The organism is Pseudomonas sp. FP597, from assembly GCF_030687435.1.
In the GTDB taxonomy this organism is placed as follows: domain Bacteria; phylum Pseudomonadota; class Gammaproteobacteria; order Pseudomonadales; family Pseudomonadaceae; genus Aquipseudomonas; species Aquipseudomonas lactucae.
This window is the reverse complement of sequence record NZ_CP117432.1, coordinates 2,312,031-2,333,745: the sequence shown is the minus strand read 5'-3', so window position 1 is coordinate 2,333,745 and position 21,715 is coordinate 2,312,031. Positions and strand designations below refer to the sequence as shown.

Here is a 21,715-nt window from a genome sequence, read left to right as displayed (position 1 = left end):
ATGTCCGAACTATCTGAGTAGATTACTCGTCGACACTCAGCCAAGCGGAAGGAGTCACCCATGGATAAAAACGATCTAATCGAGGCCATAGCGAGCTCCGCCGACCTCCCGAAGTCTGCCGCCGGGCGCGCACTGGATGCACTCACAACCATCATATCCACTGCGTTGAAAGGCGGTGAGGACGTCACCTTGGTGGGATTTGGTACCTTTGCAGTGAAAGCGCGTGCAGCGCGCGACGGACGTAACCCTCAAACGGGTGCCATCATCAAGATCGCAGCCTCGAACACGCCTAGTTTCAAAGCCGGTAAATCGCTGAAAGACGCGGTTAACTAGACGCTGGTGGCGATTACCCAATACCAACTCTGCGAGAGCCTTGGTATTGGGCTTCGGCAGCCGAAACGCTGGCTGAACTCTGGCAACCTTCAAACTAGGTGTTTGAACGCGTCTTTAGCGACGTTTCTTTCTGCTTTGATTTGGGCTGGGTGGCACACTGCTTAGCCGCTGCTGAATCCTCAACAAAAATCCAGCTTCAAAAGCATCCTGGCAGTCACCAGCAGGAAAGGTTTTGCGCTTTTGTGCCAATTCCCACCACAGTGGAATCTCGCCGGACGTATCAAGCCAAGCTTGGGCGCATTGCACGCCACGTTCGATCATTGGGGCAAATTCGTTGCCCCAAGGTGTCAGAAGACTCAAGCAACCATCCGCCGCAGGAATTGAAACGTAGTTTTCGTCCATACACACCCTAGATTTCTAATTTATTGTTAAACGCGCAGTCCAGCCTCGAAATCTTAACGACACCAAATGAGCGCTCGATAACAGGCAAGGGCATAAAATAGCCTAGATCAATACCAATGTAGACTATATCCCGTGGATTGAGAGTCCCTCAAGGCGCAATTTGCGCGCATGACTCAAGACTTTGAACAGCTCCGTCTGCAGTTGGCGGAAAACATCCGCTTGATGCGACGCGTGAAAAACCTTACCCAAGAGCAATTGGCGCTCATGGCCGAGCTGGATCGTACCTACGTCAGTCAAATCGAACGATGCACGGCCAATCCGTCGCTGCTGGTCCTATGCAAACTCGCCAATATTTTCGAAGTGACCGCAGATCAGCTACTTGTAGAACCCGATATCCTACGCAGCACCCTTCACGTCAAATAATAGTCTCTCGTCTCACAAATCCGACAGATCCACCTTCATAATTCCCACTGACAGTCTTCACTCCCTAACCGAACCTGCCCAGGCCATACACCGAGAGCCTGGATCATGCCCGTTGCCTGCTCGTCCATTCCGCCCACAAAGCTACGGCCATTGGCGCTGAGCGTGCTGCTGGCGTGCGGCCCAAGCATGGCGCTGGACACCGGCAGCATTACGTCCTCTGCGCTTTCGCCAAGCTGTCTCGAATATAGGGTCATCGGTATTTGTTTCTGGCTCCTTTGTACCCCCTTCGGCTGCACGGTCAAAACCTCAACGAAGGTTCGTCATTTCATTCCTGAATTGGTGGTTTCGAGCTATGCCACCACCGGCAGCAATCCCTGGACCGAGATGGCCTCCCTCTCCTCTCCCATCAGCGGTGCGGAAGGTGGCGGTAACCTGATCACTCCGAATACCCAACGCGATAATCTTCCTCGTTTCAAAAACGTTGATGCCATCGGTCATCCGGGTGGATGGGCTGCCACGCAACTGGCCTCGCAATCCGGCTACGCCTGCGCCAGCGGCGCCACTGCGCTCATGCCCTATTACCTGAGCACTTTGGACTCACTGGCCTGGCGTCATGGCATCCCTGAAAGCCTTTACCCCGAGTCACTCATGCCGGGAATTCGTGAAATCGGTCGTCAGGTCTCGGGGAGCACGTGGGGCAACGTCTATCCCCGTCAGGGCTTTCTGGTACAGCCCGACGATTTCAAAGCCGCCGCAGTCATGGCGCAGCGGGCGGGTGATTTCATTACTCGCAACTGGCAGCCACATGTGTACTTACCGCTCACACCCGCACCACGCGAGGGTTACTGGCCGCCCGGCCCGATCGTTGAAAATGACGCTTCGACCCACAAATGGCAATTGCTCTACCCTCTGGTTCAACCCACGTGCGCCATCTTTCCCAGCGGTCCTGTGCAGAGCGCGGATGGCGGCTATGCCTGGTCGCTGTGGCGTCCCTATAGCTGCTGTAAGCGTGAGGGACAGACCTTCCTGTTCAGCATCGACTTCGAAGGTGGTACGTCATGAGTCGACTTCTCGCAGGACCATGGTTGGGCGCGATGAGTCTGTTGTTCTTTGGACTGCTCGCCATGGCCACGCATGCCCATGCCGTCGAAGGCGATTACCGCCTGGGCACTCAAGGCGAAGTGCTCGACGACCGGGTGATGTACACCATCGGTGGCGGCTCGGCAGCGGGCTCACCAAGTTCGCTCTATCGCCCCAACGGGCTCGGTGTCGGCGCTTCATGGCGAGCGAACATGATGTGTGGAAACATGAGCCTCACCAACACCCTGCAAAACCAGCTGAACGGCGCCACCGAAGGCTTCCAGCAGATCATGGGCAGCATCGTACAGAACGCGACCCAAGCCGTGATGTCGCTGCCGGCGTTGATCATCCAGCGCGCCAACCCCGGTCTCTATGAGTTGCTGAGTAACGGGGTGATGCAGGGGCGTATCGACTTCGACCGCTCCAAACTGACTTGCCAGGCCATGGCCGAAAAAATGGCGGACAAGGTCGGTCAAGCCGGCTGGGGCGCGCTGGCCAAGAACCAAGAAATGCAAGGCAATCTGGAGCAAACCGGCGGTGATGCGGTGGCCGCGGTGAAAAACACCGAGGCCCATAACGGCAACAATGGGGTGTCCTGGGTTGGTGGCTCAAAGGCCGGAGGTAACGGACAGACGCCCATTAGGGTGACTTCCGACGTGGTGCGCGCCGGCTATAACCTGCTGCATAACCGGTCGGTGGATGACAACTCCTCGATTAGTAGCAGCGACTGCTTAGGCGGGGCTATTTGTCAGACCTGGGCTTCACCCCAGGAGGAATCCCAATGGGCCGTTCGGGTATTGGGTGAAAGCGAAGTCGCGACCTGCGATACCTGCGAAACCCTGCGTGCGACCGCGGGCAATGGGTTGACGCCGCTCATCCAGGAGGCCTACAGCGAACGCCTCCAGGCCCTGCAAGGGCTGCTGTCGGGTTCACTACCGCCTACCCCAGACAACCTGGCGAAAGCCTCCAGCCCGATGCTGCCGGTCACCCGCGGTGTGATCGAAGCCCTGCGCGACGATCCTGATCAGGAACTCCTGGCGCGGCGCCTGGCCAGTGAGACGGCCCTGTCCAGCGTGCTCGACAAAGCGCTCCTGCTATTGCGCACGCTGCTGGCAGGCAGCCACGAACCGAACATCGCTTCCGCTGAGCCGGCTCAGACCGCCTTGACGAAAAACATCGACGTTCTGGAGCGCGAAATACGCCTGTTGCAGACCGAGTTGCAGGTCCGGCAGATGCTGGCCACCAATACTGCCAGCCTGGTGCTTGATCGGCATGCCGGAGGTGCTGATGCGTCGCGCACCGTCGAGCAAGGCGACCCTGAGCCGGGCCGACTCAATGATGCTGACACCAGGCGTAAGTGAGCCATGAAACGCTCACCGCTATTCCCTCTGCTTTCAGGTCTGGGGATTGCCGCGCTGATGATCCTGACCGCCGCACTGGTGGCCTGGATCGGCCGTACTGCGCCGGGTAGTTTCGAGGCCTGGCAGCAGACATTCGAATCCATGCGGCCCTATTTGCGGTGGTGGCGTGCCCTGCTCCACGGCACCGTTTTTGTGCTCTGGTGGGATCTGCTGCGGCGTTATAAACATCAGCCACAAGATCGACTGCGAGTGAAACGTATCGGGGTATTAGGGCTCGCGCTCTTTACCTGCGTCGAACTCACCCGATTGTGAGGCCACTACCATGCTCATGAGCACCAACAGCTACCTGGAGTTTTACCTCTCGCTGCTGGCCTGGATCATCAACAACGGTATCTGGGACGTCCTGTCCGATACTGGTCTGTTCGCCGCCCCCTTTGGTGCAATCATCTTGCAAGAATGGTTGTCGGCCCGCCAGCAAGGCGCGGATGAAGGCAACAAGGGATTGCTCTCTGTACCGCGGATAGAGAACCGGCTGTGGCTGGCCTACATCGTCGTCTTGTTCGGCTGCGCGCCGGTCTTTCCGTTGAACCTTACCTCTATGGCGTTCGACGATGCAGCGAGCCAACGCTGCGGTGTCAGCGTGGCCAAGCCAACGGAAACCGCCTGGGGTATCACTTTCAACACCATCGGCGAACGCTCTGCCAACGTGCCGATCTGGTGGTTTCTGGTGCATGCCTTTAGCAAAGGCATAGCCGCGGCGGCCACCGCTTCCATTCCCTGCGTACCGGATATCCGGCAGATGCGCATGGAGATCGACAGTTCACGCATCGATAACCAGGTATTGCTGCAGGAAGTCGCCGACTTTACTCGCGACTGCTATGGCTATTCTCGTTCTCGGCTTTTCACCAATCGTCCGCAGTTGGACAAGGCGCAAAGTCGTGACGCGTCCTGGATCGGCTCACACTATTTTCTCGACACACCGGGTTACTACGACACCGACCGCTCACGGACACCACGAGTCAGTTGGCCCTATGATGAAACCCGCGATGTTTCCTTGCCACGGCCGGAAAATGGCGCGGGCTACCCCACTTGCAAACAGTGGTGGAACGACAGCGGTGTCGGGTTGCGAGAGCGTTTGATCGAGCAAGTCGATCCTTCGCTGCTGACTCAACTGAAAGGCTGGTTGACTGGCCGCTCAAGCAGCGAGGTCGAGGATGCCACCCTGCGCGAACTGGTCAGTCCGCGCCAGCAATCGATGTCCATGTCGCCCGGACAGGTGTACCAGGACTATGGCTCCAGTGCTCGCGGCGGCTCGATCAATCAGGGGCTCAATAACCTGGCTACCAACACCGGGCTGGCCCTCGGGTCCTTCAGCAACTTCCCCGCAATGAATGCATTACGCGCCGCCCTGCCCATGGTGCAAGCGTTCCTGATCATGGGCGTCATCATCAGCTTGCCACTGATCCTACTCGTCAGTACCTACCAGCTAAAAACCGTCATGACGGTCACGTTCGCGCTGTTCACGCTGCACATGCTGACCTTCTGGTGGGAGTTAGCCCGCTGGGTCGACTCCAGCATGCTCGATACCTTGTACAACCAAGTGTCGGCGTCCAATCAGGTGCTGCTGTCGCTGCCCACATCCGGCTTTATGGACGGAACCGTCACGGCGCAGGTGATTGAGTATGTGATGGGGGCGATGTTCATCGTACTGCCAATGCTATTCCTTGGAGCTATGAGCTGGACGGGATATGCAGTAGGAAACGGGATTCAAGGCATGTTGGCGAACGGCAGCAAAGCAGCAAGTGATTCAGCAAGCAAAGGTACGGATCAAATAGTGGGGGCGGCTAGCCGCTCAATTAGATGATTTGCTGTCGCCGATGTGATGCCCGTTATCGTCGAAGTCACCGATTTGGAGGTCGGCACCAAAGTAGTCTGGCCCGGGCGCCGCCTCTTTAATATCCGCATCAATGGCAGCCTTGGACACCAGAAGCCCAATCACAGCGAGCATCGTCACCACAGACGCGACCAGCCAGAAACCGATAAAGAGCAACCCAAGGATGAATGCCAGCTTCGTAATTAGAAAGGTCCCGCGAACCAATAGCCCAGCCGCAGGCATACCTGTCGCTACCGCACGTTTAGCCACACGAGATTCGAATCCTTTCAACCTGCGATAAACACGTTTTACCGACATACCGCATGCATATGCCCAGCGGTGTGCGCGGGAGATTTGAAGTGGCTGCTGAGCCGGCATGATTGCGCCCTCTTCTAAGCGTGTTCCTGTGGCAATCGAGATTACAGACTACTACTGAAAACCACCCATGCTTAACCGTTTATCAGCTTGCTCGGTCAAAAAACTCTTCACTGGAAGACAGAAGACGCAGCTCGTGCACCAGCGCCTCTATGGCCGTTGACCCATCCATATCATCCAGCTACATAGAGGGTACGGATCGCTGTTATCGACAGCACCTTCCCAGATAGCCAGAGCCTTCAAGGCTACGTCACTTCGGTGATGGTTCCCCCCAAGTGCGATTAGCGTTCGGTGGCTCGCACGGTCACGTTTCACGGTGATGAACGCCTACTGCTCTCCCGAGCGTCTTTCGAGCTCGGCTCGTCCCAACCCTCTTGCTTGTCTTCAACCCGCCGCGGGGAAATTCTTTCCCCTATGGGACAGGTTTCTACGCGCTTTCAAGGGAGGCACACCATGTCCGACTCACTCACAAGCGAAGCACTGAACACTCTGCGCTTGCCCGTTGTGTTCACTCCAGACGCGTGGCAACACGCAGTATTGCTCGGTGGTTCAAGTCATCCTGAAAAGCTGCAGCTCGATCAGCTGAGCAATGTGGTACGCGCAGCCTTCAAAGCTCACCTGGCCGATCCAAACGCACCCTGCGTGGTGTTCGAGGTAGGCAAAGTTGCCTCAGCACGTGATGAGAGTCATGAACCGTTGCTGCAACTGAGCCTCAGCCTGCTTCAGGCACCGGACCAGCCTGACGCCTTATTGATAGCGCTTGCAGAAGAGCATCAACGCTGAACGCATACACACTCAGACTGCGCGCAGTCCTGCATCAATCCAACCCAACACCCACCGGGGAACCCCTCCCCGACGGGCAAGGCGTTCCTCCGTTTTTCTCGAGGAAAATGCCATGCGTAATATCTATCAAGACGTGACTGACAAAATTGTTGCCGCGTTAGACCAAGGCGTAGCCCCCTGGATCAAACCCTGGTCCTCAAGTGGCTCAACTGACGTCGCTCATCACCAGCCCTATCCCGTCAACGCCATCACGCAGCGTCCCTATTCGGGCATCAATTTACCGTTGCTCTGGGCCGAGGCCAGGTTGCAGGGGTTCACTCAAGATCGTTGGCTGACCTTCAATCAAGCCAAAAAAGCGGGTGGGCACATCCGTAAGGGTGAGCACAGCACCCTGGCGGTGCTCTACAAGCAGATGGAGCGCGAGGAACAGACCGAGTCAGGCCAACCCGTACTTGATGAACATGGTCAGCCCAAGGTCGCTCACTTCGGTATTCTCAGGACGCATTTTCTGTTCAACATCGAGCAAGCGGAGGGGCTCGAAACGCTCAACGAAACTTTGCTCGAGACGGAACCGAGCGATCCCTTCTTCCCCAACGCTGCTGCGGAAAGTTTGTTGCTAAGTTCGGGCGCAAATATCATTCATCGATTTGCCGACGAAGCCTTTTACCACCCGATCAGGGATCTCATCCAACTGCCGACAAAAGCGCAGTTTCACGACCAAGGTGGATACTACGCCACCGCGCTTCACGAGCTGACACACTGGACCGGACACCACTCTCGATTGCAGCGTGAGGGTGTGACCTCACCTTGCCCATTCGGCTCGCCAGCCTATGCATTTGAAGAGTTGATCGCCGAAATGGGCGCCGCTTTTTTATGTGCATATGCCGGCATCCAGGGAGAGCTTCGGCACGAGGGCTACATCGACTCCTGGCTCAGCCTGCTCAAGGCTGACAATCGCGCCATCTTCCGCGCCAGTGGCCAGGCCCGATGCGCCTCGGAGTATGTGCTCAACCTGCGGCAGCAACGGAAGCAGACGGTAATAGATGACTCGCGATGCATGAACGATGGAGCTTGATCGTCACCTCACCGCTGCAAATGCTTCATAGGGTCCAACACGAGTTGGACCCTTTTTCTATGCCCAGAAAAACCCCCACACTGCGGAGTTCTGACGCAAAGAACATGAGGTAATCCCGTAACCCCAGTACGCCGTTACGTATCCAGATTCTCAGCCAGGTAATCAACCAGCTCAAGTGGACTTCGGCTATCGATCACCTTGTAGATCAGATCACGTTTGCTGCGCGGTAGCTTCTTGACCACGCTCTTCGCCGAGGCCCTGACGGCTTCGTCTGTTCCATGGATACGTGCCGCGAGCAGCAGTATGAGCGTGGCGTCAGTGAGGTTCATGGCAAGACCCGATAAAATTCGCACCGCAGTGTACCGACACTTTCCTTTTCCGCGCCAGCACGCGTACTCAGCAAAAAACAGCACCAGCATTAATCGATATTCCTATTGCCGCACAAACGGAAACGCGCCAAAAGGATAGGCAAGGGTTGGAAGGGGAATGGGGATTCAAGGGTAAGAGCCCTATCCGAAAAGGCTAAAAGGCCACCGATTCCGCCATTTCCCGGGAGGCCGCGATGCTCAGTCTGTTTCGCCAAAAAAGGCAAAAACCTCCCCCGCCACCCACCGTAAACGTCGCCGAAGGCTACCTGCCTATCGAATCGACCCAGAGCTTGTTAGCAGCCGAGCACCGCCGCCAGTTGCTCGATCACATCTGGCAGTACACCGCCCTCTCCCATCAGCAGTTCAGGCAGCTCTATTTAAATCCGATCCATCGCTACGCCGAGCTGGTCCAACAACTCCCGGCCAGCGAGACGCACCATCATGCTTATCTCGGTGGCATGCTCGACCATGGCCTGGAGCTGGTCGCCTGTAGTCTGAAACTGCGTCAGTCGTATCTGCTGCCCACAGGTGTCGCCCCCGAAGACCAAGCCGTTCAGACAGACGCTTGGTCCGCCGGCATCGCCTACGGCGCCCTGCTGCATGACATCGGCAAGATCGCCGTGGACCTGCAGGTCGAACGTCAGGATGGCAGTCCTTGGCACCCCTGGCAGGGCCCACTGGATCAGCCCTACCGTTTTCGCTACCTCAAAGGTCGCGACTATCACCTGCACGGCGCCGCCGCTGGCTTGCTCTATACCAAGATTCTCGACCGTCCTATCTTGGACTGGCTCAGTGGCTTTGCGTCACTGTGGGCCAGCCTGCTGTATGTCCTGGCGGGCCAGTACGAACGTGCCGGCGTGCTCGGTGAATTGGTAATTCAGGCCGACCGCGTCTCCACCGCGCAGAACATCGGTGGCAACCCGAACAAGGCACTGCAGGCCCCGATCCATTCGTTGCAACATCACTTGATCAGCGGACTGCGTCACCTGATTCAACACGAGCTGAAACTCAACCAGCCAGGTGCCGCAGGTTGGTTGACTGAAGACGCCCTGTGGCTGGTCAGCAAGACGGTCACGGACAAGCTGCGGGCCTATCTGCTGTCGCAGTCGATTGAGGGCATCCCCTCCTCAAACATCGCCGTATTCGACGAACTGCAATCTCATGGGTTAGTCGATTCGACCCCAGAAGGCAAAGCCATCTGGACCGCTCTTGTTGCGCAGGGGGACTGGCAGCAGACCTTTACGTTTTTGCGCGTTCAACCGGCTTTGATCTGGGGGAGCGAAGACCGGCCTGAGGCTTTCAACGGAACGGTGAGCGTTGCAGTCGATGACCTCCCGACTTACGCTCCGGTATCACCACCGCCGAAGACAGTCAGTACAAGGTCAACTCAAAGCCAATCGCAGCCCGGTCCAATGACTATGGAAGATGCGGACTACTTAGGATCGTTGCTGGATATGTTCGAGGTAGAGAAGCCTGAGGCCTGCGATGCACCGTCAGAAAGCGCTCTCGGAACTTCAACCCTCCCTTCGGATAACCCTGGCCAGGCATTCTTGAATTGGGTCAGGGAAGGCATCCAGAGCCACAAGCTGATCATAAATGACAGCAAGGCTAAAATTCATATCGTAAGTGGCACTGTATTTCTGGTCACCCCAGGCCTCTTCCAGCGTTATATCCAGGAGTTTCCGGGCATCTCAATGGATACCGATTACAAAGGTGAAGAGTGGCGCTGGGTACAGAAACAGTTTGAGAGGCTGAAGGTTCATAAGAAGCGAGATGACGGGTTAAATATCTGGGTATGCCAAGTGAAAGGTCCCAGAAAGTGCACGCAGTTGAAAGGATATCTAATTTCGGAGCCACAATATTTTTTTGAATTTATGCCTAATGACAATCCTTTTCTTAAGATCGACGCAAGACAAATATCCAGGAGCTCAATAACTGAGAGCACCAACCCCCACCACCAAAATGGCGCGTAGGGAGAAAAAATTAATTGCTGACTAGAAGAACAACCAGCTTAAACCTACTAAAACCAACAAGCAACTCATACATATCAAGAAAACAAAACGAAAAAAGCGTTTAAGAAAAAAGCATAAAAGAGTGGATAGACGAAAAGGAGCTTAAGAGCAGAGAAACGCGTTCCAATCCCTCTATCCACGCTGAAAATCTATCGTAACCTTACGCGCCTAACTGTTTCAAATCGACGTCTACTTGACCAAGTACCGCTTCATTGACAAGCCCACCTGAAAACGGCGCAATAGCTTTCAAAGCAAATCCCCTCCCCATAGTAATTTGCGGGTGATTTGATATACCCGGAAGATGCTTTTCAAGTATCGCTTTTGTTTCAGCGTTATCTAGCAACTCACCCAAAGTAGACTCGATTGAATAGCCCATCATTAAACTCCTAAGATATTAAACAAAGATAGAACTGACGCTCATTGCATTATGCCACTTAACTAAAACCCATCAATCTTGAAAGCTAGGATCGTCACGATACAGCTTACGTAGCAAGCCAGGCCAAGCATTATTACTGCCATCCCCAACGCTTGCCCTCAGCAGTTCAATTGGAAACGACGCAACTACCTCCGAAGGAATATGAGTAACCTCCGCACCACTATTAACACCACTCATTACCTGTATTCGGCATGCCTTTCTGGCCAAATGATGGAGCATGAAAGCAGCATCAATGCTGGGGGCTACAGTGACCACACCGTGATTACGCAAAAAAAGAGTATAGTTTGACGATCCCAGATCTCGTCGTAACCCGGGAATACGTTCCGCATACGTCTCAGCGCCTTCATAGGTATGGTATGAGAGCCCAGCGGCTATGATCAATGCGGCTGGTTGCGAAATCGGTAGCAAACCATGCTTGTTAGCGGCAACCGCAGCAATATAATCATCGTGTGTATGGATTACAGTATTGGCATCTGGGCGCACCTCAAATACCGCGCGCATTGGGTGCCAAACATTAGGAGTTACTTTAAATGGACTATCAGATATCACTTCTCCATCAATGTTCACCTTCAAGAGACATGAAGCTGTCATCTCCTCAAACAAAACACCGCTAGGAATAAACAGAAAATCTTTACCTGTTCTACAAGACACCAGTTGATTGGATAAATCGTCCCAACCCATCATCGGAACCAATCGGCAAAGTGCCGCGAGCTGAACCCTTGCAGACCACTCCTCTGCGGAAACTTGCCCTTTTAGGGATGGATACTCTACGTCACCAATTTTAGGCATTTTTCTTTTCCTTATAACCATTATTGACTAAAGATCAAAACTCGTGAATAGCCTGCCCCGTGCCATCCCACGACTCGGTAATTTGCTTCATCATTCCAAATCCAGCATCCAACGTTGGGGAGCGCTGAATCAACTCGAGAGTTGCACCGCTTTTGTGCGGAAAAGACATAAAAGCCGTTTCAACATCAATTAATGATGTCATTCTCTGAATCAGAGAATAACCAAGCAACTCAAGCGCTTCTATATCTGCAGCGATGTCGTCTGTCAAAACACCAATATGATGCACTCCGAAGCCTTGACTCCGTAAAAACTCCTCAAATACAGACGGTTTATCGTCATGCAGTTGAATTAATTCGATCTGAACATCACCAGAGTATGCAAACGCCGCACTGAAGTCGCTCTCTATGGACTGGCCGCGGTACACCTGAGTCTTGTACTTGGGGTGTCTGGACACGAAAAACGGCCCGACACCTAAAGCCAACCAGTCCTGAATGGAGCTATCAAGATCCTCAACGAGGAAGGCCTGTTGGATGATCGAACCAATCTGATGCTTGATCAATTTTTGCTCCTGATAAGAAGTTGCTGAAATCATAAATCCGACGTTAGTCAGATAATATTTCAAGAAGCATTCATCATCAAGAAATAAATGGCAATTTATGGAATAAAATAGAATCAAAAAATAATTTAAAATAACCATATGGAATATAAAGTAGACTTATATCTATTTTTGAGTCTTCAAGCAACTAATAGCCCTGCTAGGCATGTGACCGCTCGACAGCGTCGCCCCTAGCGTCACAACGGACTGTCGGAGTAGGCCTCGAAAAGGGCGTCCCACTCGGAGAGCCGTCTACAGTCAGCGCAAGCGGCTGACAGAATGTATCGATTACGTCATCGCAGTCTTGCTTTCCTGAATATGACGGAGATAAGGTCTCTGCGATGGAGGCAGGTTGAATCAACCAATTTCTTAGATCGAGTCCAAGTCTCAAAAAGAAAAAAGTTAGAGGGGGTTGCGAGCAAGCCGTCTCAACCAGAAAAACGCGAATTCCAAACGATAAATAGAATGAGCTAAAATAAACCGTCTACTGTCGAATGCACATTGAAATACCAACTCATAACCATTATGGGTGCGTTAAGTTTTAAAGCAAATCTCAGGAAGAGCGATAATAGGACGATGATCAGCGAACCGAGCTTTCAGAGGACTCTGAGTAGTGCTCAATGGATCACCGAGACGCGGGATATGCTAAAATTTCGATCGAGCTTTTTTGCAAACTATGAGGCTGAAAACACTAATTAACCAGCAGCGAAACCTGAAGGTGAAGTATTCAATTACGTCGATTTTTACAACACAAACGTCGCCAAGCTGCAACAATTACCATGTTCCATGGAAGGTGAAAATTATTATGCAGCGCGTCGATAAGGTAACAGCTGGGCCTTGGCTGCGGGCTTGCTGATACTAAGAGCAGCTCTTCTATCTGTTATCAAGCATAACGTGTGTGCGCTAAAATCCTTCAGAGTAAGTTAGCTCCCTATACACCTATTCCGAATTGCTGGAGCACCGAATGAAGAAACATTTAGCCTGGCTCACCAACCTGCTCCGAATATCCATAATTCTGGAGCGAACACTGCTCCATGCTTTATGGCAGCCCGCAATAGGACACGGGAAAAGCCTTAACGCCGACAATCTTTGCGTGGAAAATAAGTACACACGCTGACAAGCTCAAGGCACCAATAGCAACAGAGTCAGCGTAATACGTCATTCATCCTGTAACTTCTGTCGGCTCCGCAGTGAGCTACAATCTATATTTTTGTAGAACCTACGGACACCGCCTCTATAATTGGATAACCGCGCATCAAAACTTCAGCTTCAACACTGTTCGCCGGTCCAAGTAGACTTGTTGCTTACCAGTGAGAGGTTAAAATCTTATTTACCAAGATAGGCAGCTAAAAACGCTACCGCTGAACTGTCTATAGACAGCTAACGGGTTATTCGCTCTACAATACCAGCTGGGCAACCGCTATGAACAGGAGATATAGCTAAGTCTCGAATGCTAGACTTTATCGCTGACAACCTGGTAACCGTTCCTTAAGTATTTACGGAGTTATTAGTTAAGCCACATAAGATTTGGTACAGCACCGAGCGCATCCCAACTTATAAGTCAGGATGTCCGAGGCTCGGCCATAAAAATCAAATATCTTTACGCACGGTCATACTCTCCGGAAAGTAACACCGAAGATAGGCAAGATTCGCCCTGACTGACTCTGCAAATGTTTCATCATCAATGAGTCCATAACGCGCGTATGCTCCGCACCACAAACCATCAACAAGCTCAGCAGAAAACATTAGGTAAGTCGCCATACCAGGAATTTCCGGCACTGTAAAATAGCTTTCTAACAACTCCAAACTTGCTGTGCCATGATATCTGTTGGTTTCCAAATTATTCACCCTCATTGAGCGGTGCATGATAGGACCTAACATAACTTCAGACATCGCCCGATCAGCATTAAGCTCGTTTCTAGCTATTGCTAGGGAGGATCTAACTAAATCCTGCCAGTTACTAAGCTGATGAGCCTCAAGGTTCTGAGAGTGAGCGATGATTTTCTGTGTTAAATATTCATTGAAAATCTTGTTCAATTCAATGAATATCGCAGTGACCGTATTGAACAAATAATGAACGGAAGGAGCTGGTAACCCAGTAACCTTACCGATGTCGTGCAAGCTTATATCCTCGATGTTTGCGCTTTTTAACATTTCCAAAGTCGCATCCAATATGCTCTGATAACGCTTTTTGCTCCGTTCTTGAGTTGGTACACGGGCAGAACGCACAACCTGAGTTGTACGTCCCTTCCGATGAGATGCCTTCTCTCGAACAATTGCAACATCCTCTCTTACGAGATCATCATCCTCTTTCTTCACGTCAACGCTACACTTTTGCTGAGAGAAATTTTGAGTGAAGAGCTGGCTATTGACCACTAATCACCCGCTCTGCCGCCCTCGCACCGCTTTGAACTGCAGACTCCATGTGCACGCCATCATAGTCGTTACCGGCAAATGAAACTCCTCGTAACTCCTGAGCCTGGCGCTTGAATTCAAGAATTTTAGCATGCATGCCAGGGGAAAGTCGTGCAAACCCCCAGTGGTGACGCTGAACCTTGGCCTCCTCAACCATGCCAGCAATACCGGGGAAAAATATTTCCATATCATCCAAAGCCTTAGCAATGATCTCCGCATCGCTCTGCTGTGCAAGCAATGCAGAGTCGGGATAGCAGGGCCATGCAGAAATGATGGTCTTGCCACTCGGGACAAGGTGCGGCGTTTTGAGCGTGTGGTTCAACGCCATGTTAAAGGTAGCCTTACGATGCCCATGCCCCATGTAGACATAAGCAGAGGTCTTGAGAGGGCGATCCAGAAAAAAATAAACAAGAGACAGAGGCACGTTAGGAAACGCAGATAGAAACTCTCGCTGTACCACATACTCTTCTGGAACGATTTTAGCTGCTGCACCGATTGGGCAAGCCACGATGACGTGATCGGCCTTCATGGTTGCACCGCTTTTGAGCAATACTCCCGTCACATGACCACGCTCATAAAGAAGCTTTTCTACCTCTGATTCGTAACGCACGTCCAACGTATCCGCAATCGCCTCCGCCAAAGATGCAATCCCCCTTCGCAGGGTCATGACTTTAGTGGTCAGCACTAGCTTGACCAAATTTAAAAAGTGATAAAGATTAGTATGCTCTATATCTGTACCAACCATCGCATGTGCCGCAGGCCTCAGGAAGTAATCTTTAAACTCCTCGCTGGTCCCGCTGAAAGCCTCCGCGGTAGATATGTTGTCGTATTCCGGGATATCGCGATGAATTTCGTAAAGAGAGAATTTTTTCATCATTAGCATGTAGCGAACCATGAACCAAGCCAGCTCAGCAGTACCTCTGACGCCAAGAAGCTTTCTGACCCCAAAATTTCCAGATGGGAAGACATGCTCCCCCGAACGGGAGAGATAGCATGCCTGCGTATTGCTTTGTGGTATTAGATCCCCACTCAATCCGTACCGCTTGACTAATTTTAGCAACTCCAAATAACCGGAGTGAACGCCCTGCGCACCTGCCTCTGCAGCGTCACCGTTGTGAGTGATGCGCATCGTGCGCCCACCTGCGCAATTCGAAGCCTCAAGTACTACAACGTTTTTCCCAGCAGCCTTGAGCGTGCTGGCTGCGGTCAAGCCGGCAAGACCAGCACCAATCACAATCGTGTTGTCGTTCATAGGAAGGTACGTCTGAAAGTAATTTTGAAGATCAGATGATGCCGATACCATCATCGACTCGCAACATATTCCTGACTAATATCAGGTTTTAATGATTTAAGACATCCTCCGAGCGCCGCACAGGTCTACTACACAGAAAAATGCCCGTACCAATCGCTCAAAAACCAGCCCGGCATCGAAATCGCTATGGGCCATTCTCGACATAGATTTTGTTGGTCAAAAGACGTCGGGGGTTTCTGAATTGGAAAAGGGACTGGCGACCAATATCCTCGCTTCCGATCGCCCGCCCAGGGGCGAAAGAATATTTCACCTGGATGCCGATACCTTCAATCCTCCTCTCGGCGAGAATACGAACGCTGCCTCGCTCGCGCTGTAGACACCGATTTCGGGGGGGGGCACTTAATACCGGACACTTTCGGGTTAACATGATTGAGCCGTACCCATCAGCAACAGTGCCTTCTGGACCTTGAAAATCGTGCCCTTGACGAAAACAAAGGCGCCATTTCCGATGCAGGGCGTTGCAGTGGCTAGGACACCACCATATAAAGCAAGACAGGCCGGATAACCGACGCTCTCGCGCTACAAGCGAAACTGACTCACGAGCGCCTGCAGCTCGGCCCCCAATTGCGCAAGGTCGGCGCTAGAAACTGAGGTCTTCTCACTCGCAACTGCAGACTGCTCGGCGATGACACGAATACTGCTAATACTGCGGTCAATTCCTTCTGCCACTGAACTTTGTTGCTCTGCAGCGGTAGCAATTTGTTGGTTCATTTGTCCAATGCGCGAAACGGCCTGATCTATGAGCGCTAGAGCCTCACCTGCACTGCGTGCGACGGCAACACTTTCTCCAGCCATGCCACGACTTTTCGTCATCACGCTTACAGCACTTTCGGCACCACATTGAAGGGTAAGAATCAATTCCTCAATTTGCGCAGTGGATTGATGAGTGCGTCGCGCCAGAGCTCGCACCTCATCAGCAACTACCGCGAAACCGCGCCCGGCTTCTCCGGCACGGGCTGCCTCGATGGAGGCATTGAGAGCGAGGAGATTCGTTTGCTCAGCAATCCCTTTTATGACATCAAGAACGGTACTGATATTCGAACTATAATTTTTAACGCTTGCAATAGTTTCGGCCGAAATCTCAACAGACGTAGCTAGGTGCTCGATGCTGGTGATAGCCTTCTGCACAGTCTCTCCCCCCTTGCGGGTCTGCTCATCTGCTTGGCGAGCAGAGCCAGCAGCGATGTCCGCATTCCGAGCGACTTCCTGCACGGTAGCAACCATTTCATTCATGGCGGTAGCCACCTGCTCAGTTTCCAAAAGTTGCCCGGCGACTCCAACATTGGTTTGCTCGGTGACAGCCGAAAGCGCCCCTGCTGCAGAGGCGAGTTGTGCGATGCCGTTACCTAGCCCTCCTAGTAGCCCTCGTAAACTTGATGTCATCTGCTGTACGGCTAGCATCAATTGGCCAAGCTCATCACGGCGGGCGCTCTTCAGCACCACAGTAAGATCACCGCCTGCAACTCGCCTGGCAGCATCGACTACGCTTCCTAAAGGGCCAACGATCAAATGAGTGATAAATAGCGCACAAATGATGCCAATAAACAACGCCACTGAAGTAGCCCCTATCAAAATGCGTTTAGCCGCGCCGGACTCACTTTCAAGTTGCGAACGCTCCTGTGCTAGCGACTTTTGAGTTGCCTCTGTTACAGCGTGAGCACTTTCGCCTATTGATTTTTCAGTGTCCAGACGTTGTAGGACAGCTCTGTGCAAGCTGGCGAACTGCTTGTGGTATCCCTCAAGCAACTGCATGGCTTCATCAGTGGTCTTTTGAATATCGGGGTCATGACTCAGCGCCAACAATTGCTCTCCGTTAGTGGTAAGCGACATGAAGTGCTCTTCCATCAGACTGATATACTGCTCATCCTCACTCAGCAGGAAATCTTTCTCGACGCGCCGAGCTTCCAACAACTCGGCAGCGAGAGCGTTTGCTTGAAAGGCCTGGTCAAGTAACGTCAGACTACTCTGATCATTCGACTGCTGAATCCTTGTTACAGTGGCTTCACGCAGGCGCTCGGCTAGATCCTCGAAACGCTCAAGCGCTGCTCTCGCCGAGTCCTCCATGGCTTTTTGGGAGGAGCGATTGTCCTCAGTTGCCCTGCGAAGCAGCTGCAAATCCTCTCTATAGCGCATGACGTTCTGTTGGACCTGGTGCATCATACCCCTGCTCTCCTCGCGAGGTAACACCCTCTCAACAAGCTTGGCTTGGTCGTTTACTTTATCTACCAAACTGATCGCCTGCTCTATGAATGGGGCTTGACCGCGAATCAGATAGTTTTTTTCTAGCTGGCGCGCTAGAGCTAGATTGGTATCTATATCGCGTATGCGTAACAGGTCTTCGTAGCCATGCTGGTTACTTTCTAATGTTCGCTGCCCGATCCATGAGATTGCCAACGTAATCGTAAGAATGAGGCCAAAACCAGCCATCATTTTCATACGAATACTTAAGTCGAGCAGAATACGAATTAGGGCCTGCACAGTGACTCCTTGCGTTTAGCTTTATCAGTATGGTCGGGAAAACTCAAGCAGATGCCAAGTACATGTGATTCAAAAAAAAACAATCCAGAACAGCTCACTTTTACCGCTCATACTCTCAACGCTGTTTGATTGAAAACCACCCTTTTATTCTGCTGACCATAATACTGGCCTTCACTCTTCTTAACGAATATTAATAAAGCAGCGTCATTACTGCACTTAAGCACTCCCCTGATTACAAACCAGAGGAGTACCGCAAGTACTAACCGAGAAAAATTGACTTAGTTTCTAGAAACTCTTCGATCCCAGCGCCACCCCATTCACGACCATTGCCCGATTGTTTATAACCCCCAAAGGGAGCAGTAGGGTCGACGTTCGCCCCATTGAGATGAACCATGCCCGTTCGCAGTCTACGTGCTACTCGTTCAGCGTCCGCCTTGTCGCTACCATAAACGTAGCCCGACAGTCCGTAGATCGAATTATTGGCGATCGTTACCGCATCCTCCTCGCTGTCATACGGAATAATGACTAGCACTGGGCCGAATATTTCCTCCTGCGCGATAAAGCTTTTGTTGTCCTCAACCGTTAATACGGTAGGCTTTACATAGAAGCCTTTTTCCAATCCCGCGAGCGAATCCGCCCCCCCACACACGAGCCTTGCCCCGTCGTTAATACCTTGCTCAATCATCTCCCGCACTTTGAGAAATTGACGTCTATTGGCAATCGGTCCCACGGTCGTTTTCTGGTCCATCGGATTACCGACAATCAGCTCACCACACACTTTCGTGGCGATAGCTTCTACTCGTTCCAGATGATGCCGAGGCACCAACATTCGTGATGGAGCAGTGCAGCTCTGACCGGAGTTACTCATCATCAATGTGACACCATGAGTGACGGCCGTCTCTAAATCCGCACCTTCCAAAATAATATTAGCGGACTTACCACCCAGCTCCAATGAGACTCGCTTGATCGTTTCTGCGGCTGCTTTTGATACCTGGATTCCTGCATTAGTCGACCCCGTCAGCGAGATCATATCTATTAGGGGGTGCGAAGAAAGGATATGACCGAGACGCCCACCCTCACCTAAAATCATGTTAAATACCCCCGCTGGCGTACCAGCCTCCTCCATTATTTCCGCTAAGAGTTGGGAAGAGTATGGGGCATTCTGGCTAGGCTTCAGCACGATTGTGCAACCGGCAACCAGCGCCGGAGCAACCTTGCACACCACTTGGTTCATTGGCCAGTTCCAAGGAGTGATAAGGGCACAAACGCCAACCGGCTCTTTCACGATTCGCGCTGTAGAAACAAGCGTTTCAAAAGGATGCTGTTTTGCTAAAGCAGCAGTTACCCGAAAATGTAACAGGCCGATCGTCGCCTGCGCAGGCATCGAAAGACTATAAAAAGGGGCCCCCATCTCTTTAGTGATTGCATCCGCCATTTCAGGTAGGCGACGTTCATACACATTCGCGATACGCTCTAGCAGCGCGATACGCTCATCGAGCGATGTTTGCGAATAGGTCGCAAAAGCTTTGTGAGCAGCCTTAATTGCACATTCAGCATCTAACTCGTCGCCGAACAGTATTGTACCGCTAACCTCCCCATTTGCCGGATTGATAACATTATGTTGTTGCCCTCCGGACAACGGGGCGACCCAAGCCCCATCGATATAAAACTTGTCTAGATGAATAGCGCCTTCGTAATCCATAAGTCCTCTGCACTCTGCGTTAACGTTGCTATCAGGTAATGAGCGAAACCATTCATTTAATGAGACTCAGCTCAGCTCTTGGAACCTCATACAACGGCTTCAATAAGTCGAGGCCCGTGCCCCCGCATTGCAGACAAGTACATATCGTTAAACTCTTCTGCCGTAGTTGCACGACTAGCTTCAACACCGAACCCTTGAGCAATTTTCACCCAATCCAGCTCAGGATTATGTAGATCCAACATTGAAAGTGCTTTAGAACCTGCCCCGACAACTCCCACCCGCATCAACTCGATATTTAGGATTGCATAAGAGCGATTTGCATAGATCACGACAGTTACGTCAAGCTGCTCTCGCGCCATGGTCCAAAGTGCCTGCAAAGTATAGGCAGCGCCGCCATCGCCATGAGGACAAACCACCTTACGATCCGGTGCCGCGATTGCAGCGCCGATTGCAAGAGGAAGACCTTGGCCGATAGACCCGCCCGTCAGAGGGAGATGCGTGTGAGGCCGAGCAGTTGCCATGGATGCAAGAAGGTAAATACCACTAGTAGCCGACTCATCTGCAATAATTGCATTATCGGGCGTCAAGTGTGCAATAGCACGAGCAACACCATCAACCGTCAGCCTACCACTTGGCAGGTCAGGCAAGATGAGTGGAACACGCCGCTCAACGTGAGCAGGCGCTTTAAGCTCTTCAGCCAAAGAAATCATCCCATTAGCGGAGTCTTCATGGGGATGCGCCAGATAACTGATAATGCACCCATCAGGAGTGCACCAACTGGATTTACCAGGATAAGCGAAGAAGGAAACGGGCGGCTTGGAGCCAACCAAAATGAGTTGTTCTATGTCTTGAAGAAACGCTGTGATCTGTTCTGCAAAGTACGGAATTCTCTCCACCGCCACCCGTCCTGCACCGAGCTCAACATGAGGTGCAAAGGTATCGCACAGTAGCCGGGCACCCGTTGCCGCCTGAACTCGCCCTGCTGCCTCCAACCCGGCGCCATGCAGCACCGCACCTCTAAGTAGAATCGCCGTTTTCTTGCCATTCTTCAGAAGCTCTATAGAGCGCTCGATCGCCTTATCTGAAACCTTCGCCATTCCAGAGTCTGGGATGGGCCCCACAGCGTGCTCAGCAACCTCCCAAGCGGTATCCGCTGGCAATATCAGTGTCGCCACTCCTCCAGGAGCAGAACGTGCAGCCTGAACCGCCCGGGCGGCATCTACCGCAACCGTCTTTGCATTTTTTGATTCGTGAATCCACGAGGATACAGGTCGGGCAAAACCAACAATGTCCGAGGTCAACAGGGCATCGTACTGAAGATGATAAGTCGCATGATCCCCTACGATATTAACAATCGGAGTATTGGCGCGACGAGCGTTGTGCAGGTTAGCAAGCCCGTTGGCTAGTCCTGGCCCCAAATGCAGCAGAGTAGCCGCGGGCTTTCCAGCGATACGCCCATAGCCGTCCGCTGCCCCCGTAGCCACTCCCTCGAAAAGACATAGAACGCTCCGCATCCCTGGCACAGAATCCAATGCCGCCACGAAGTGCATTTCGGACGTTCCTGGGTTGCCAAAGCAGACCTCCACACCACAATTATCTAGCGTCTGTACGAGGGACTGAGCACCATTCACTGCTTCTGTAACACTTGTATTAATTGTCATTAGTTACACCTATACGGCTAGTCGAAGCATGGATTCCGCCAGGCACACATAAGAAACCTGCAACCCTATGTGGGCTTGAAATGCGACAAATCCACGGTTATCGCAGCCCTGGCCTCGCCACTATCATTCGCGGATTACAGGCAGTACCCCCGTGAAGCTAGCTATTCTGGAAAAGCCTTAAGCTGACGTTAGTCAGATTATAACTTGCATCGATTTCCAGCAAGAGCCAAATCACCGAGCAT

Annotated in this window: 20 protein-coding genes and 1 pseudogene; 9 read left to right on the top strand and 12 right to left on the bottom strand. The window is 52.3% G+C overall.

The window, feature by feature from the left end; all coding sequences use genetic code 11:
- Window positions 1–60: 60 nt before the first annotated feature.
- Complete coding sequence (locus PSH66_RS10920; protein ID WP_069787774.1) at window positions 61–333, top strand: HU family DNA-binding protein; 273 nt, start codon at window positions 61–63, stop codon at window positions 331–333.
- Window positions 334–447: 114 nt separating this feature from the next.
- Here PSH66_RS10920 and PSH66_RS10915 read toward each other — a convergent pair whose 3' ends face one another.
- A complete protein-coding gene (locus PSH66_RS10915) occupies window positions 448–735 on the bottom strand; it encodes a LasR-specific antiactivator QslA (protein ID WP_205490863.1) in 288 nt (95 codons plus the stop codon).
- A 168-nt stretch (window positions 736–903) separates the two neighbouring features.
- Here PSH66_RS10915 and PSH66_RS10910 point away from each other — a divergent pair, with 168 nt between their 5' ends.
- The 5 genes from PSH66_RS10910 (at window position 904) to PSH66_RS10890 (ending at window position 5,463) form a co-directional block, all read left to right on the top strand.
- The gene (locus PSH66_RS10910; RefSeq protein ID WP_069787775.1) at window positions 904–1,158 is read left to right on the top strand and encodes a helix-turn-helix domain-containing protein; all 255 of its coding nucleotides are present in this window, start codon (window positions 904–906) and stop codon (window positions 1,156–1,158) included.
- Window positions 1,159–1,263: 105 nt separating this feature from the next.
- Window positions 1,264–2,220, top strand: a complete 957-nt coding sequence (locus tag PSH66_RS10905) for a TIGR03756 family integrating conjugative element protein (RefSeq protein ID WP_205490866.1) — start codon at window positions 1,264–1,266, stop codon at window positions 2,218–2,220.
- The gene (locus tag PSH66_RS10900; RefSeq protein WP_205490869.1) at window positions 2,217–3,599 is read left to right on the top strand and encodes an integrating conjugative element protein; all 1,383 of its coding nucleotides are present in this window, start codon (window positions 2,217–2,219) and stop codon (window positions 3,597–3,599) included. Before PSH66_RS10905 ends, PSH66_RS10900 begins: the two co-directional genes overlap by 4 nt.
- A gap of 3 nt (window positions 3,600–3,602) precedes the next feature.
- The gene (locus PSH66_RS10895; RefSeq protein ID WP_205490870.1) at window positions 3,603–3,911 is read left to right on the top strand and encodes a hypothetical protein; all 309 of its coding nucleotides are present in this window, start codon (window positions 3,603–3,605) and stop codon (window positions 3,909–3,911) included.
- Window positions 3,912–3,921: 10 nt separating this feature from the next.
- Window positions 3,922–5,463 carry a conjugal transfer protein TraG N-terminal domain-containing protein gene (locus tag PSH66_RS10890; RefSeq protein WP_205490872.1) on the top strand — a complete coding sequence of 514 codons (1,542 nt, stop codon included), beginning with the start codon at window positions 3,922–3,924 and terminating at the stop codon, window positions 5,461–5,463.
- On the opposite strand, the gene PSH66_RS10885 is transcribed toward PSH66_RS10890, so the two are convergent.
- On the bottom strand, window positions 5,452–5,850 hold the full coding sequence (locus PSH66_RS10885) for a DUF3742 family protein (protein WP_205490874.1): 399 nt from the start codon (window positions 5,848–5,850) through the stop codon (window positions 5,452–5,454). The two genes, PSH66_RS10890 and PSH66_RS10885, sit on opposite strands and share 12 nt — an antisense overlap.
- A 450-nt stretch (window positions 5,851–6,300) precedes the next feature.
- Between PSH66_RS10885 and PSH66_RS10880 the strand changes: the two genes are divergently transcribed.
- A complete protein-coding gene (locus PSH66_RS10880) occupies window positions 6,301–6,630 on the top strand; it encodes a hypothetical protein (protein WP_205490876.1) in 330 nt (109 codons plus the stop codon).
- 112 nt (window positions 6,631–6,742) lie between these two features.
- Window positions 6,743–7,705, top strand: a complete 963-nt coding sequence (locus PSH66_RS10875) for an ArdC family protein (protein ID WP_205490878.1) — start codon at window positions 6,743–6,745, stop codon at window positions 7,703–7,705.
- 134 nt (window positions 7,706–7,839) lie between these two features.
- On the opposite strand, the gene PSH66_RS10870 is transcribed toward PSH66_RS10875, so the two are convergent.
- Window positions 7,840–8,034, bottom strand: coding sequence for a hypothetical protein (locus PSH66_RS10870; RefSeq protein WP_027912535.1), 195 nt, complete (start codon window positions 8,032–8,034; stop codon window positions 7,840–7,842).
- A 233-nt stretch (window positions 8,035–8,267) separates the two neighbouring features.
- Between PSH66_RS10870 and mobH the strand changes: the two genes are divergently transcribed.
- The gene (gene mobH, locus PSH66_RS10865) at window positions 8,268–10,046 is read left to right on the top strand and encodes a MobH family relaxase (RefSeq protein WP_305429047.1); all 1,779 of its coding nucleotides are present in this window, start codon (window positions 8,268–8,270) and stop codon (window positions 10,044–10,046) included.
- Window positions 10,047–10,245: 199 nt separating this feature from the next.
- On the opposite strand, the gene PSH66_RS10860 is transcribed toward mobH, so the two are convergent.
- From PSH66_RS10860 to PSH66_RS10825, 9 genes and pseudogenes are all read right to left on the bottom strand, one after another.
- On the bottom strand, window positions 10,246–10,461 hold the full coding sequence (locus PSH66_RS10860) for a hypothetical protein (protein ID WP_205490881.1): 216 nt from the start codon (window positions 10,459–10,461) through the stop codon (window positions 10,246–10,248).
- Window positions 10,462–10,533: 72 nt separating this feature from the next.
- Window positions 10,534–11,310, bottom strand: a complete 777-nt coding sequence (locus tag PSH66_RS10855; RefSeq protein ID WP_205490884.1) for a class II aldolase/adducin family protein — start codon at window positions 11,308–11,310, stop codon at window positions 10,534–10,536.
- A 34-nt stretch (window positions 11,311–11,344) separates the two neighbouring features.
- Window positions 11,345–11,932: a VOC family protein gene (locus tag PSH66_RS10850; RefSeq protein WP_205490886.1), complete on the bottom strand. Its 588-nt coding sequence runs from the start codon at window positions 11,930–11,932 to the stop codon at window positions 11,345–11,347.
- 1,563 nt (window positions 11,933–13,495) lie between these two features.
- Complete coding sequence (locus PSH66_RS10845) at window positions 13,496–14,224, bottom strand: hypothetical protein (protein WP_205490888.1); 729 nt, start codon at window positions 14,222–14,224, stop codon at window positions 13,496–13,498.
- A gap of 46 nt (window positions 14,225–14,270) precedes the next feature.
- Window positions 14,271–15,572 carry an NAD(P)/FAD-dependent oxidoreductase gene (locus PSH66_RS10840; RefSeq protein WP_225908786.1) on the bottom strand — a complete coding sequence of 434 codons (1,302 nt, stop codon included), beginning with the start codon at window positions 15,570–15,572 and terminating at the stop codon, window positions 14,271–14,273.
- A gap of 579 nt (window positions 15,573–16,151) precedes the next feature.
- Window positions 16,152–16,856: a methyl-accepting chemotaxis protein gene (locus tag PSH66_RS30125; RefSeq protein WP_370694847.1), complete on the bottom strand. Its 705-nt coding sequence runs from the start codon at window positions 16,854–16,856 to the stop codon at window positions 16,152–16,154.
- 201 nt (window positions 16,857–17,057) lie between these two features.
- Window positions 17,058–17,384, bottom strand: a pseudogene (locus PSH66_RS30120) (methyl-accepting chemotaxis protein); the annotation flags it as partial.
- Window positions 17,385–18,369: 985 nt separating this feature from the next.
- Window positions 18,370–19,812, bottom strand: coding sequence for an aldehyde dehydrogenase family protein (locus PSH66_RS10830; protein WP_205491539.1), 1,443 nt, complete (start codon window positions 19,810–19,812; stop codon window positions 18,370–18,372).
- Between the two features lie 86 nt (window positions 19,813–19,898).
- A complete protein-coding gene (locus PSH66_RS10825; RefSeq protein ID WP_205491541.1) occupies window positions 19,899–21,473 on the bottom strand; it encodes an acetolactate synthase large subunit in 1,575 nt (524 codons plus the stop codon).
- Window positions 21,474–21,715 lie beyond the last annotated feature (242 nt).